This is a genomic window from Frigoribacterium sp. VKM Ac-2530, assembly GCF_015350835.1.
Taxonomy (GTDB): domain Bacteria; phylum Actinomycetota; class Actinomycetes; order Actinomycetales; family Microbacteriaceae; genus Frigoribacterium.
The window spans coordinates 1,072,759-1,086,028 of sequence record NZ_JADKSE010000002.1 but is presented as its reverse complement, the minus strand read 5'-3'; the positions used below and the strand labels follow the sequence as shown (position 1 = coordinate 1,086,028).

Sequence of the window (13,270 nt, the reverse complement as noted above, 5' to 3'; positions counted from 1 at the left end):
TGTCGCGGAGGCCTGCGTGGCGGGGCACGGCATCGATCCGTGGACCTCTCGATCGTCAGTCGGTGCGGTGGGAGAGTGCGTGCTGTCGAGCATCTGTCTCGAGCGTATCGTCCTGGCGTCCGGGACTGCTGGCCACCACGGCGTCCACGACCGGAGAGCGACGCAAGAAGCCCCCGGCTTCACCGGGGGCTTCGTGATGTGGCTGGACGCGGCGTCGATCCGCGGACCTTTCGATTTTCAGTCGAACGCTCTACCAACTGAGCTACCCAGCCGTGGAGTCCAGCTCGTGAGCTGGTCTCTCGGAGGGACGTGCCCTCCAGACGAGTGACTCGCCTTGGCGACCCTGACCGGACTTGAACCGGCGACCTCCGCCGTGACAGGGCGGCGCGCTAACCAACTGCGCTACAGGGCCAAACTGGTGATTCTGATGTTGCGTGGTGCTGATGTTGCGTCGTGTCACAGACACTACCTGGACCTGGTCAGAAGGAGAAACCGGAGCTTCTCGGTCGGACCGTGACCCCAACGGGATTCGAACCCGTGCTGCCGCCGTGAAAGGGCGGTGTCCTAGGCCACTAAACGATGGGGCCGAGTGGTCCACGAGGAACCACAGGCAACCGAGGAGCAAGCATACAGATCGGAGACCCTCCGCGCAAAACGGTCTCGACGGGCCCCGTGCTGGCCGCTGCTCGACACGACTCGCCGCCGGGCGCGACCTGCTGGCGGGTCGGCACGGGGCCGTCTACCTTCGACCTGTACTCCACAGTTCGTCGGTCGCGAGATCGGCGGACGATCGGACGGCTCGGGCCTCCCGGGCGAGCTCGACCTCGTGCACGACGAAATCGGAACCTCGATGACCTCCAGCCGCACCCTCCGCCACCGCGCCTCCTCGGCCCTCGCCGTCCACCGCGGCACGCACGGCGCGCGCGTCGCCGCCGCCCTCGCGGCCGTCGCCCTGCTCGTCGGCGCCGGCGTCGCGTCGCCGCAGGCCGCCCACGCGGCGGACTACCCGTCCTGGGCCGACGTGCAGGCCGCCCGCGGCGACACGACCGCGAAGCAGGGGGAGATCGACACGCTCCAGGCCCTGCTCACCCAGCTCGACGCCGATCTCGACGCGAAGAACGAGGACGCCCGACAGAAGGGCGACGCGCTCCAGGCGGCGCAGACCGCCTACGACGACGCGCAGTTCCGCACCGCCCAGCTGCAGGCCCAGGCCGACGACGCCGCGAAGGTCGCCGCCGCCAGCGAGGAGCGGGCCGGCCAGCTCGCCGCCCAGCTCGGACGGTCCGGCGGCAACGACGGCATCAGCAGCAGCCTCATCGCCGACCCGGGCGACGCGGGCCAGCTGCTCTACAAGCTCGGCGCGATGAGCAAGCTCACCGAGCAGGCCGACGGCATCTACTCGCAGGCCACGCAGGACAGGAACACCGCGCAGTCGCTCAGCGACCAGGCCGCCGTCGCGGCCGCCGCCCTCGAGGAGCTCGCCGACGAGGCACGGGTCGCCCTGGCCGCCGCGAACGAGGCAGCACAGGCCGCCGCCGACGCGCTCGCCGAGCAGGAGGACAACAAGGCCCGGCTGGAGGCGCAGCTCGCGATCCTGCAGCAGGACCTGCAGACCACCGAGGCCGAGTTCCAGGCGGGCGAGGAGGCGCGCAAGGCGGCCGAGGCCGCCGCGGCAGCCGAGGCGGCCAAGTACGGCAGCCCGACCAACGGCACCCCGGCCGGCGTGATCTCGAGCGCGGGCTGGACCCGCCCCTCCGGCGGCAACGTCGTCAGCGGCTTCGGCATGCGCGTCAACCCTGTGACCCACGCGTACGTGCTGCACGCCGGCACCGACCTGGCCGCCGCCTGCGGCACGCCGATCTTCGCCGCCACCGCGGGCACGGTCAGCTACGCGGGCTGGATGGGCGGTTACGGCAACTTCGTCCAGATCGACCACGGCGGCGGCGTCAGCACCGGCTACGGCCACCAGGTCAACGGCGGGATCATGGTGTCCGTCGGCCAGCGCGTCGAGGTCGGCCAGCGGATCGGCACCGTCGGCTCGACCGGGAACTCGACCGGCTGCCACCTGCACTTCGAGACGCGGCAGGGAGGCGTCGCGGCCGACCCGGTCCCGTTCATGTCCGCTCGGGGCATCCGCCTCTAGCCCGACGGGCGACGACGAAGGGCCCGACGCTCGTGCGTCGGGCCCTTCGTCGTGTGCGGGAGGCGCGGGTCAGTGGCCCTCGGCCGCCAGCTTGACGATGCCGGCCTCGACGATGGCCTCGGCCTCGGCGGCGTCGCCCCAGCCCTCGGTCTTGACCCACTTGCCGGGCTCGAGGTCCTTGTAGTGCTCGAAGAAGTGCTCGATCTCCTTGCGGAGGAACTCGGGCACGTCGGTGACGTCCTGGATGTGCTCCCAGCGCGGGTCCTTCGCGGGGACCGCGATGACCTTGGCGTCGCTGCCGCCGTCGTCGGTCATGTTGAAGACGCCGACGGGACGGACCTTGACGCCCACCCCCGGGAACAGCGGGTAGTCGAGCAGCACGAGCACGTCGACAGGGTCGCCGTCGAGCCCGAGCGTGTTCTCGAAGAACCCGTAGTCGGTCGGGTAGACGAAGCCGGTGAAGAGCACGCGGTCGAGGTAGACGCGACCCGTCTCGTGGTCGACCTCGTACTTGTTGCGGCTTCCCTTGGGGATCTCGATCACGGCGTCGTACGCGGCCATGGGTGCTCCTGGTTCAGTCTCGGGGGCACGCCGACCAGGCCGGTCGGCGGCTGCCGGTAACGTTACAAGATGCCCGAGAGACCGCGCCTGACCCCAGCCGTCGCCGACGTCCGACGTGCCGTCCGCGCCTCCTTCGCAGGCCTCGTGACCGGCGACCTGGTGCTGGTGGCGCTGAGCGGCGGCGCCGACTCGCTCGCGCTCGCCGCGGCCACCGCCTTCGAGGCCCCTCGCGCCGGGCTCACGGCCGGTGCGGTCGTCGTCGACCACGGCCTGCAGCCGCGCTCGGCCGAGGTGGCCGAGGCCGCCGCTGCCCGGGCCTCGGCCCTGGGGCTCGCGCCCGTGGTCGTCCGGCGGGTCGACGTCGGCGGCGAGGGCGGCCCCGAGGCCGCCGCCCGCGAGGCCCGCTACGCCGCGCTCACGGCGGTCGCCGCCGAGACGGGCGCCGTCGCCGTGCTGCTCGGGCACACCCTCGACGACCAGGCCGAGACGGTGCTGCTCGGCCTCGCCCGCGGCAGCGGCCCGACGAGCCTGCAGGGCATGGAGGCCGCGTCGGGGCGGTGGCGACGACCGCTGCTGGCGGTCCGGCGCGAGGCGACCCGCGCCTCCTGCGCCGACCTGGGCCTCGAGCCGTGGGACGACCCGCACAACGACGACCCCGCGTACGCCCGGGTGCGCGTCCGCACGACCGTGCTGCCCGTGCTCGAGCGCGAGCTGGGGCCCGGCGTCGCCGAGGCGCTCGTGCGCACCGCGGCGCAGCTGCGAGAGGACTCGGAGGCGCTCGACCACTTCGCCGAGGAGCAGGCGGAGGAGATGGCCGACCACGCCGAGGCCGGCATCTCGCTCGACGTCCGGTCGCTGGCCGCGAACCCCGCGGCGCTGCGGCAGCGGCTGATCCGCCTGGCCGTCGAGAGCGAGTTCGCCCTGACGCTGAGCCGCGCGCAGACCCTCGAGGTCGCCCGGCTCGTGACCGACTGGCACGGCCAGGGGGCTGTGTCCCTGCCGGGCGTTACAGTTGTCCGCACCGGAGGCGCGCTGCACTTCGCCGCGACCGCCGCCTCCTGAGGCCCCGCCCCTCCCTCCCCCTCACGACTGGAGAACGCCCGACCATGGAACTCAGCGACATCGAGAGCGACCTGACCAGCGTCCTGTACACCGAGGAGCAGATCCACGCGGCGATCGCCGAGGTCGCCCGTGCGGTCGAGGTCGACTACGCCGGGCGCGAGCCGCTGCTCGTGGGCGTGCTCAAGGGCGCCGTCATGGTCATGGCCGACTTCGCGCGCGAGCTCAAGCTGAACGCGCAGATGGACTGGATGGCCGTCTCGTCCTACGGCTCGGGCACGAAGTCGTCGGGCGTGGTCCGCATCCTCAAGGACCTCGACACCGACCTGCACGGCCGCGACGTGATCATCGTCGAGGACATCATCGACTCGGGCCTCACGCTCTCGTGGCTGCTCGAGAACCTCAAGAGCCGCGGCGCCGCCTCCGTCGAGATCTTCGCGCTGCTGCGCAAGCCCGAGGCCGCCAAGGTGCACGTCGACGTCAAGTACGTCGGCTTCGAGATCCCCAACGAGTTCGTCGTCGGCTACGGCCTCGACTTCGCCGAGAAGTACCGCAACCTGCGCGGGGTCGGGGTGTTGGCACCCCACGTCTACAGCTGAATCGGCTCGCCCGGGGGGCACCGTGCACCCTCGAGTGGACGATGCACCTCGAAACGTCGGGGTGCATCGTCCACTGCGGGGTGCGACGCGGCGTGGCGTCGATCACCCCAGTACGGGAGCGGGCAGCCCGCTATGAGCGAACACCCATGAGGCCCCTAGGCGGCCCGTTGTAGCCTTTCGCTCACGTTCTTCCTGCAGAAAGGTGTCGGGCGTCGCCCGTACTGACATGGACTTCAAGAAACTGTTCCGCGGACCGATCATCTACATCGTGATCGCGGTGATCGGCATCGGCATCGGCTGGAGCGTCATCAGCGCCTCCGGCACGACCCAGGTGTCGACGCAGGAGGGGCTCAAGGCCCTGAACGACGACAAGGTCTCGTCGGCCACGATCTTCAGCAACGAGCAGCGGGTCGACCTCGTCCTCAAGGACGGCGACGCGCAGCAGCAGTTCTACTACTCGACGCCCCGCGGCGACGAGGTCGTCACCGCGATCAACGACGCGGACCTGAAGGACTTCGACGACACCGTCACGCAGACCAGCTGGTTCGTGTCGCTGCTCAGCGTGCTCCTGCCGTTCCTCATCATCGGCGTCATCTTCTGGTTCCTCCTGTCGTCCATGCAGGGAGGCGGCAGCAAGGTCATGCAGTTCGGCAAGTCCAAGGCGAAGCTCGCGTCGAAGGAGACGCCGCAGGTGATGTTCACGGACGTCGCCGGCGCGGACGAGGCCATCGAGGAGCTCGAGGAGATCAAGGAGTTCCTCAAGGAGCCCGCGAAGTTCCAGGCCGTGGGCGCCCGCATCCCCAAGGGCGTGCTGCTCTACGGCCCTCCCGGCACCGGCAAGACCCTGCTCGCCCGTGCCGTCGCCGGCGAGGCAGGCGTGCCTTTCTTCTCCATCTCGGGCTCCGACTTCGTCGAGATGTTCGTCGGCGTCGGCGCCAGCCGAGTGCGTGACCTCTTCGAGCAGGCCAAGCAGAACTCGCCGGCCATCATCTTCGTGGACGAGATCGACGCCGTCGGCCGTCACCGCGGCGCCGGCGTCGGCGGCGGCAACGACGAACGCGAGCAGACCCTCAACCAGCTGCTGGTCGAGATGGACGGCTTCGACGTCAAGACGAACGTCATCCTGATCGCGGCGACGAACCGTCCCGACGTGCTCGACCCCGCCCTGCTGCGTCCGGGCCGCTTCGACCGTCAGATCGGCGTCGACGCCCCCGGCCTCGACGGCCGCCGTCAGATCCTCGAGGTGCACGGCAAGGGCAAGCCCCTCGCCGCCTCCGTCAACCTCGAGGTGCTCGCTCGCAAGACGCCCGGATTCACCGGCGCCGACCTCGCCAACGTGCTCAACGAGGCGGCCCTGCTGACGGCCCGCTCGAACGCGCAGCTGATCGACAATCGCGCCCTCGACGAGGCGGTCGACCGCGTCATGGCCGGCCCTCAGCGCCGCAGCCGCATCATGAACGACCACGAGAAGCTCATCACGGCGTACCACGAGGGCGGCCACGCGCTCGCGGCGGCGGCGATGCGGCACACGGACCCCGTGACCAAGATCACGATCCTGCCGCGCGGCCGGGCCCTGGGCTACACGATGGTGCTGCCCCTCGAGGACAAGTACTCCGTCACCCGCAACGAGCTGCTCGACCAGCTGGCCTACGCCATGGGCGGCCGCGTCGCGGAGGAGCTCGTGTTCCACGACCCCACCACCGGCGCCTCGAACGACATCGAGAAGGCCACCGGCACCGCCCGCAAGATGGTCACCGAGTTCGGGATGAGCAACAAGGTCGGCTCGGTCAAGCTCGGCCAGGGCTCCGGCGAGCAGTTCATGGGCCGCGACATGGGCCAGCGCGACTACTCCGAGACCATCGCCGAGACGGTCGACGCCGAGGTGCGCGTGCTGCTCGAGCAGGCGCACGACGAGGCCTGGGCGGTCATCAACGACAACCGCGACATCCTCGACCACCTCGCGGCCGAGCTCCTCGAGAAGGAGACGCTCGACCACGACGAGCTCGCGGTGATCTTCAAGGACGTCAAGAAGCTGCCCGAGCGCCCGCAGTGGCTCTCGAGCGACAAGCGTCCCGTGTCGGACCGCCCCGCGATCCCGATGCCCACCAAGGCACCGGTCGACGCCGAGGCCGTCGACGGCGGAGTGGGCTCCGAGCCCGAGGAGGCGCCGTCGCGGAAGCGCCCGCCGCGCACCACCCCCGGCATCGCCACGGCCTAGGCACGCAGGCCGATCCGGGCGGCGCACGGCGCTCGCCCGGGTCGGTAGCCTTGCCTCTCGACCCGTGGCCCTGATCGGAGGAACCGTCCCGTGACCGACTCGCCGTCCGACGGCGACCACCGCTCGTCGTCCGCAACGTCCGAGCCACGTGCCTGGAAGCGGCCGCGTGGTCGCGAGCGGTACCCGGACCCGGTCGTCGTCGACGCGCCTCCTCCGGCCAGCGCCCCCGCCGCCGGTGCCGAGCGTCGTCTCGCCCTGTCGCTGGACGAGCGCGCCGCCGTCCGGCCGCCCGCCCAGCTGCCGCCCGTGACCCACACCCCGGCGACGCAGTCGTCGGCCGCGTCGGCGCCGGCGCAGGCACCGACGGCGCAGGCCCCGGCCGCGCGGTCGTCGGCTGCCCAGGATGCAGCCCGCCAGCACCCGCCCGTGCCGACCCCGCCCACGGGTGCCCGTCCAGGCGTGCCGCCGGCCGTCGCGCCCAGGACCTCCACGGCTCCCGCCGAGTCCGGGGCACCTGCCCCGACGGCCGCCTCCGGGCACGTCTCCGGGCGACGCCTCGTAGTCGGCGGTCGCTACGACGGCCCGCTCCCCGGCGGCGACGCGACGCGCACGCGGTCCGGGTCGCACGCGGCGCCCGGCGTCGTCGACGCGCCTGCGCGTGAGCTCGACGAGCCCGGCCGGCCACCTCGTGAGCGCACCCGTGTCGCCTCCCACGCCGCGCCTCCGGAGGACCGGGCCGAGCTGCTCCGGCTCGAGGCCGACGACGAGGCCGCCGCGGCTCCTGCTGCCTCCGGCCCCCGGGCACGCCGCCGGGCACGCGGACGCGCCCACGAGGTCGACCCGAGCGACGTCGCGACGCGGGCGATCCCGGTCCAGCGACCCGCCGCCTCCGTGCGCCCGACCGGCGCGGCGCGGGACGACCACGGCTCCGTGACGGTCTCGCGGACGCTCGTGATGGGCATCCTGAACGTCACGCCCGACTCGTTCAGCGACGGCGGCCGCTACGTCGGCCTCGACGACGCTCTGCGCCACGCTCGGGAGCTCGTCTCCGCCGGGGCCGACATCGTCGACGTCGGGGGCGAGTCCACCCGGCCGGGCGCCCGCCGCGTCGACCCGGTCGAGGAGCAGCGACGGGTGCTGCCGGTCATCCGGGAGCTCGCCTCCGAGGGCGTCCGGCTGAGCATCGACACCATGAACGCCGCCACCGCGTTCGCCGCCGTCGACGCGGGCGCCGACGTCATCAACGACGTCTCCGGCGGCCTCGCCGACCGCTACATGGCGCAGGTCGCCGCCGACACCGGCCGGCCGTTCGTCGCGATGCACTGGCGGGGACACCTCGCCGACGCGACCGCGGGCATGCGGGGCGACGACGTCGCCGGCCAGGTGCGCGACGAGCTGCGCCGCCGCGTCGACGAGCTCGTCGACGCCGGCGTCGAGCGCGACCAGATCGTGCTCGACCCCGGCCTCGGCTTCTCGAAGGACGCCGACCAGAACTGGGAGGTGCTCGCCAGCCTCCACGAGCTCGGCCGGCTCGGCCACCCGATGGTGGTCGGCGCGTCGCGCAAGCGGTTCCTCGGCGACCTGCTGCCGGACGGCGCCGAGCCCCGCGACCGCGACGCGGCCACGGCAGTCATCAGCGTGCTCGCCGCGCAGGCAGGTGTCTGGGCGGTGCGTGTGCACGACGCCGCGTCGACGCGTGCGGCCCTCGACGTCTGGCAGGCGTGGCAGCGCGGGTCGGGCCCGGCCCGCTCAGCGAGGCACGCGTGAGCGCGGCGGGTGCCGGGCGCGCGCCCGACGAGACGCCGTCGATCCGCACGGCACCCGTCGGGCTCGACGTGCTGCGGCTGCTCGGCGTCCGCGCCACTGGCCACCACGGCGTCTTCGACCACGAGCGCCGCGACGGGCAGGAGTTCGTGATCGACGCCGTCGTGCACCTCGACACGACACCGGCCGCCGACGACGACGACCTCGCGCAGACGGTGCACTACGGCGTCCTCGCCGAGCAGCTGGTGGCCGCGGTCGAGCGCGACCCCGTCGACCTGATCGAGACCCTGGCCGAGCGCCTCGCCGCCCTCGTGCTGAGCCACCCCGCCGCCGCGCGGGTCGAGCTGACCGTGCACAAGCCGAGCGCCCCGATCACCGTGCCCTTCGGCGACGTGTCGATCACCGTCGTGCGGGAGCGCGCGTGAGCGGCGCGAGCGGATCGAGCGGCGGGGCCGGGGTCGCGCCCGTCGATGCGCCCGGGGCCGCCCCCGTCGACGGACCCGGGGCCGCGCCCGTCGTGCGCCGCGGCGTCGTCGCGCTGGGCTCGAATCTGGGAGACCGCGACGAGCTCCTGCGCGACGCCGTCGCCGCGCTGGCGGCGACCCCGGGCGTGACCGTGACCGCCGCCTCCTCGCCGGTGTCGTCGGTCGCCGTGACGCTCGCCGGCCCGGACGAGAGCAAGCCCACCTACCTGAACGCCGTCGCGCTCGTCGAGACGACGCTCGAGCCCCTGGCGCTGCTCGACGCGCTGCAGGCGATCGAGCACGACCACGGCCGGGTGCGCGACGAGCGCTGGGGCGACCGCACCCTCGACCTCGACGTCGTCGTGCTCGGCGACCTGGAGCTCGACACCGAGCGCCTCACGCTGCCGCACCCCCGTGCGGCCGAGCGCGCGTTCGTGCTCGAGCCGTGGCTGCAGGTCGACGAGGAGGCGCGGCTCGGCAGCCGAGGACGCGTCGCCGACCTGCTCGCCGCACTGCCCGACCGCACCCGGCCCGTGCCCGGGGCGACCGGCCTGCTCGTGCCGGCGCGCGCCTCCTCGGCCTCGGCCCAGGTCCCCGCGCCCGACGACGCGGACGACGACGCCTCCGGTCCGGACGACGCCCCTGCCCCTGCCCCTGCCCCCGACCCCGACGCCGAGGGAGGCACCTCGTGAGGCACACCCGCCCGGCGACCCTGATCGGCCTCGCCCTCGTGGCGCTCGTCGGCGGCTTCGTCGTCGACGCTGCGCTCGTGTCGTCCGGCCAGGCCTCGATCGTGCCGTCGATCGTGCTCGGCCTCGTGCTGCTCGTGATCGGCGGGATCGTCGTGACGATGGCCCTGCCCGTGCGCCGAGTCGCGAAGGGCACGCAGAAGGAGCGGATCGACCCGTACTACGCGACCCGCGTGCTGCTGCTCGCGAAGGCCAGCAGCCTGGCCGGCTCGCTCTTCGCGGGGGCGAGCGGAGGGGTGCTCGCGTTCATGACGACGCGCGGCGTGGACGTGGCGATAGGCTCCGTGGTGCCCACGATCGTCGCCGTCGTGGGGGGCCTCGGCCTCCTCGCGGCCGGGATCGTCGCCGAGCACATGTGCACGGTGCCGCCCGGGGACGACGAGGGCGGACCCGGAGCCCAGGCGGCCTGACCGCAGGCCGGCAGCCCCGCCGACAGCACTGCTGCAGGGCGACCCGCAGCCGACCCGGAGGTACGCGCCATGGACCGACTCGACGTGGCAGAGCCCGCCTGGACCGGCATCTCGCCCAAGTACGTCTGGCCCGAGCTCGTGGGCTGGCTGATCACGGGGCTGCTCGCCGCGGCCGCCACGACGCCGCTCTGGTTCATCGGCGCGTGGTGGTGCTACGCGATCACCGCCGCCGTCGTGGTCGTCACGGTCGTGGTCATGGCGTTCGTGCCCCGGCGCGTCCGCTCGATCCGGTACCAGCTGCGCGAGGACGACCTCCTCGTCCGCCGCGGCATCCTGTACCTGCGCTTCGTCGCCGTGCCCTACGGCCGCATGCAGCTCATCGACATCAACCGGGGCCCCGTCGTGCGGGCCCTCGGCCTCAGCGACCTGAAGTTCGTCACGGCGGCGGCCTCGTCGGGCGTGACGATCCCGGGGCTCCCGGAGGCGGAGGCCGACTCCCTGCGCGATCGCCTCGTCGAGCTCGCCGAGTCCCGCCGGGCGGGGCTGTGAGCGGGCCGCTGCCGGGGGAGGGGGCGCCGCCTCCTGCGGACGAGCCTGTGACGCCTGCGACGCCTGCGACGCCTGCCGCGCCCGCGCCTGGCGGGTCCGCCGGGCCTGCGACGCCTGCGACGCCTGCCGCGTCCGCCGCACCTGCCGCGGTGGCCGAGCTCACCGACGGCGAGTGGCACCGCCTGCACCCGGCGACCCCGCTGCTCAAGGGCGGCATCGCCCTGATCGTCGTGCTGGGCATCATCGTCAACAACGCCCGCGAGTGGGTCGTCGGCTTCTTCGTCCCGGGCGGTCGACGCCCCGACGGCGACGGCGAGGGCGACCCCTTCGGGTACGTCGTCGAGCACGGGTACCTCGGGTTCGTGCTGCTCGGGGTGCTCGTCGTGGTCGCCGTGCTCGTGCTCGTCTTCTGGCTGTCGTGGCGGATGAACACCTTCCGCGTCACCGAGGAGATCGTCGAGGTGCGCAGCGGCGTCGTCTTCCGCACGAACCGGCGGGCGCGGCTCGACCGGGTGCAGGGGATCAACATCCAGCGGCCGGTGCTCGCGCGCGTCTTCGGCGCCGCGAAGCTCGAGGTGAGCCAGGCCGGCGACGACGCGAACGTCTCGCTCGCGTACCTCCGCTCGGCGGCGGCGGACGACCTGCGGCGCGAGATCCTGCGGCGCGCCTCGGGCGTGCAGCGGTCGGCCGTCGACGGGGTGCAGGCCGCGCCTCGTGCCGGTGCGTCCGCGTCCGCCCAGTCTGCGGCTGCCCAGCCGGTGACCGATCACGTCGCCCCCGGCCAGGCGGTGCCCGGCCACGCCGCGCCTGCCGACTCCCGTCAGCGCTTCGTGGGGCTCGTCGAGCAGCGCGCCCAGGACTTCCTCTCCGACGGCCTCGACCCGCAGGAGGCGCCTCCCGAGTCGGTCGTGAAGGTGGACGTCGGTCGCCTGGTCGGCTCCGTCCTGCTGAGCGGGTACACGCTGTTCCTCGTCGCGGCCGCGATCGCGGTGGTCGTCAGCGTGCGGCTGACGGGCGAGTTCTTCCTGCTCTTCGCCCTGCTCCCCGCCGTGCTCGGCTCGAGCGGGTACTACGTCAACCGGGTCACGAAGTCGCTGCGCTACAGCATCTCGTCGTCCCGCGACGGCATCCGCATCGGCTACGGGCTGTTCTCGACGACGAACGAGACGCTGCCGCCCGGCCGCATCCACTCGGTGAGGGTGAGCCAGCCCCTGCTCTGGCGCCCGTTCGGCTGGTGGCAGATCAGCATCAACCGGGCCTCGCGGTCGTCGACCGACGGCTCGGGGCACCAGGGCAACTCGACGCTCCTGCCGGTCGGCGACGAGACGGACGTGCGGCGCGTGCTCGAGCTCGTGCTGCCCGAGCTCGTCGGCGTGGCCGCCGCCGAGGTGCAGGCCGAGGAGCAGGCCGAGGAGGCGTCGGACCCGCCGGCCGGGACCGGCGCGGGCACCGAGACAGCGGGCCCCGAGACCGCCGCGGGCACCGGGCCGGCACTCGCGGAGCCCGAGCGTGCCGTCGTGCACGAGCGCGCCTCGCGCACCCTCTCCCTCGTCGAGGACGGCCTGACCTCGCGCGGCAGCGAGGGCGGCTTCACCACGTCGCCCCGTCGTGCTGCCGTGCTGCGTTGGTTCTCGTGGCGCCGCAACGGCTTCCGCACGGCTCCGGGCGCCCTGCTGCTGCGCAAGGGAGCGATCTGGCGCGAGCTCGTCGTCGTGCCGCTGCCGCGGATGCAGAGCGTCGGCCTGTCGCAGGGCCCGCTGTTGCGTCGCCTCCGGCTCGCGGCCGTGCACCTGCACACCGTTCAGGGGCCGATCATCGCGACGATCGGCGCGCTCGACCAGGACGACGCGATGGCGTTCTTCGAGGGCGCCGCGCGGGACGCGGTGACCTCGGCCCGGGCCGACCGCACCCACCGCTGGGGCGCCTCGTCGGCTCCCGTCGCCCCTGAGGAGCCGCGCCCGTGAGCCCCCAGCAGAGCGGCCGCCTCGGCGTCGGCGTGATCGGCGCCGGCCACGTCGGGCCGGTGCTCGGCGCCGCCCTGGCCGCTGCAGGCCACGCGATCGTCGGCATCTCGGCCGTGTCCGAGCGGAGCCTCGACCGGGCGGAGGCGATCCTCCCGGGCGTCCCCGTGCTGACGGTCCCCGAGATCGTCGAGCGCAGCGAGCTCGTGCTCATCGCGGTGCCCGACGACCAGCTCGCCGACCTCGTGCAGGGCCTCGCCGCGACCGGCGTCTGGCAGCCGGGCCAGCTCGTCGTCCACACGTCGGCGGCGCACGGCCTCGAGGTGCTGCGGCCGGCGCTCGCCGCGGGGGCGATCCCGCTCGCGATCCACCCGGCGCTCACGTTCACGGGGACGACGATCGACCTCGTCCGGCTCCGCGAGGCGTGGTGCGCCGTGACCGCGCCCGGGCCCGTGCAGCCCATCGGGCAGGCGCTCGTCGTCGAGATGGGCGCCGAGCCCGTGCTCGTCAGCGAGGCCGACCGGCCGCGCTACGCCGAGGCCGTGGCGACCGCCACCGAGTTCTCGGCCGCGATCGTCACGCAGTCGGTCTCGATGCTCGCCGAGCTCGGCGTCCCCGAGCCCGGCCGGCTCATCGCGCCCCTGGTCCGCTCCGCCATGGACCGCGCCCTGGGCGTCGCCGGCGGCTCGAGCGGCCCCGGTACCATCGACATGGCGGCGTTCGACGACCCGCCGTCCCCGTTCGGCGGGGGCCTCGGCGCCTGACGGCTGCGCGCCTCCTCGTCCGCTCGTCG

The 13,270-nt window shown here is 73.5% G+C and carries 12 protein-coding genes and 3 tRNA genes; 11 read left to right on the top strand and 4 right to left on the bottom strand.

Going from position 1 to position 13,270, the window contains the following annotated elements:
• Nucleotides 1-199 precede the first annotated feature (199 nt).
• From ITJ48_RS14075 to ITJ48_RS14065, 3 genes are all read right to left on the bottom strand, one after another.
• Nucleotides 200-272 (bottom strand) — tRNA-Phe (locus ITJ48_RS14075).
• 63 nt (nucleotides 273-335) lie between these two features.
• Nucleotides 336-412 (bottom strand) — tRNA-Asp (locus ITJ48_RS14070).
• Nucleotides 413-514: 102 nt separating this feature from the next.
• Nucleotides 515-587, bottom strand: a tRNA-Glu gene (locus ITJ48_RS14065).
• Nucleotides 588-850: 263 nt separating this feature from the next.
• Between ITJ48_RS14065 and ITJ48_RS14060 the strand changes: the two genes are divergently transcribed.
• Nucleotides 851-2,143 (top strand): peptidoglycan DD-metalloendopeptidase family protein, encoded by a 1,293-nt coding sequence (locus ITJ48_RS14060; RefSeq protein ID WP_194614126.1) that lies wholly within the window; start codon nucleotides 851-853, stop codon nucleotides 2,141-2,143.
• A gap of 69 nt (nucleotides 2,144-2,212) precedes the next feature.
• On the opposite strand, the gene ppa is transcribed toward ITJ48_RS14060, so the two are convergent.
• A complete protein-coding gene (gene ppa / locus ITJ48_RS14055; RefSeq protein WP_056057947.1) occupies nucleotides 2,213-2,704 on the bottom strand; it encodes an inorganic diphosphatase in 492 nt (163 codons plus the stop codon).
• Between the two features lie 69 nt (nucleotides 2,705-2,773).
• On the opposite strand from ppa, the gene tilS reads away from it, so the two are divergent.
• The 10 genes from tilS (at nucleotide 2,774) to ITJ48_RS14005 (ending at nucleotide 13,241) form a co-directional block, all read left to right on the top strand.
• Nucleotides 2,774-3,766 carry a tRNA lysidine(34) synthetase TilS gene (gene tilS, locus ITJ48_RS14050; protein WP_194614125.1) on the top strand — a complete coding sequence of 331 codons (993 nt, stop codon included), beginning with the start codon at nucleotides 2,774-2,776 and terminating at the stop codon, nucleotides 3,764-3,766.
• A gap of 44 nt (nucleotides 3,767-3,810) precedes the next feature.
• Nucleotides 3,811-4,362 (top strand): hypoxanthine phosphoribosyltransferase, encoded by a 552-nt coding sequence (hpt, locus tag ITJ48_RS14045; RefSeq protein ID WP_123547461.1) that lies wholly within the window; start codon nucleotides 3,811-3,813, stop codon nucleotides 4,360-4,362.
• A 226-nt stretch (nucleotides 4,363-4,588) separates the two neighbouring features.
• Nucleotides 4,589-6,580 carry an ATP-dependent zinc metalloprotease FtsH gene (gene ftsH, locus ITJ48_RS14040; RefSeq protein WP_123547462.1) on the top strand — a complete coding sequence of 664 codons (1,992 nt, stop codon included), beginning with the start codon at nucleotides 4,589-4,591 and terminating at the stop codon, nucleotides 6,578-6,580.
• A 90-nt stretch (nucleotides 6,581-6,670) separates the two neighbouring features.
• Nucleotides 6,671-8,347: a dihydropteroate synthase gene (folP, locus tag ITJ48_RS16785; RefSeq protein ID WP_370544936.1), complete on the top strand. Its 1,677-nt coding sequence runs from the start codon at nucleotides 6,671-6,673 to the stop codon at nucleotides 8,345-8,347.
• On the top strand, nucleotides 8,344-8,769 hold the full coding sequence (gene folB, locus ITJ48_RS14030; RefSeq protein WP_370544935.1) for a dihydroneopterin aldolase: 426 nt from the start codon (nucleotides 8,344-8,346) through the stop codon (nucleotides 8,767-8,769). The genes folP and folB overlap by 4 nt, the downstream gene beginning before the upstream one ends.
• Nucleotides 8,766-9,500, top strand: coding sequence for a 2-amino-4-hydroxy-6-hydroxymethyldihydropteridine diphosphokinase (folK, locus tag ITJ48_RS14025; RefSeq protein WP_194614124.1), 735 nt, complete (start codon nucleotides 8,766-8,768; stop codon nucleotides 9,498-9,500). The genes folB and folK overlap by 4 nt, the downstream gene beginning before the upstream one ends.
• Nucleotides 9,497-9,967: a DUF3180 domain-containing protein gene (locus tag ITJ48_RS14020; RefSeq protein WP_194614123.1), complete on the top strand. Its 471-nt coding sequence runs from the start codon at nucleotides 9,497-9,499 to the stop codon at nucleotides 9,965-9,967. Before folK ends, ITJ48_RS14020 begins: the two co-directional genes overlap by 4 nt.
• A gap of 69 nt (nucleotides 9,968-10,036) precedes the next feature.
• Nucleotides 10,037-10,516 (top strand): PH domain-containing protein, encoded by a 480-nt coding sequence (locus ITJ48_RS14015; RefSeq protein WP_194614122.1) that lies wholly within the window; start codon nucleotides 10,037-10,039, stop codon nucleotides 10,514-10,516.
• Between the two features lie 149 nt (nucleotides 10,517-10,665).
• Complete coding sequence (locus ITJ48_RS14010; RefSeq protein ID WP_194614121.1) at nucleotides 10,666-12,480, top strand: PH domain-containing protein; 1,815 nt, start codon at nucleotides 10,666-10,668, stop codon at nucleotides 12,478-12,480.
• Complete coding sequence (locus ITJ48_RS14005) at nucleotides 12,477-13,241, top strand: Rossmann-like and DUF2520 domain-containing protein (protein ID WP_123547467.1); 765 nt, start codon at nucleotides 12,477-12,479, stop codon at nucleotides 13,239-13,241. Before ITJ48_RS14010 ends, ITJ48_RS14005 begins: the two co-directional genes overlap by 4 nt.
• Nucleotides 13,242-13,270: the final 29 nt, after the last annotated feature.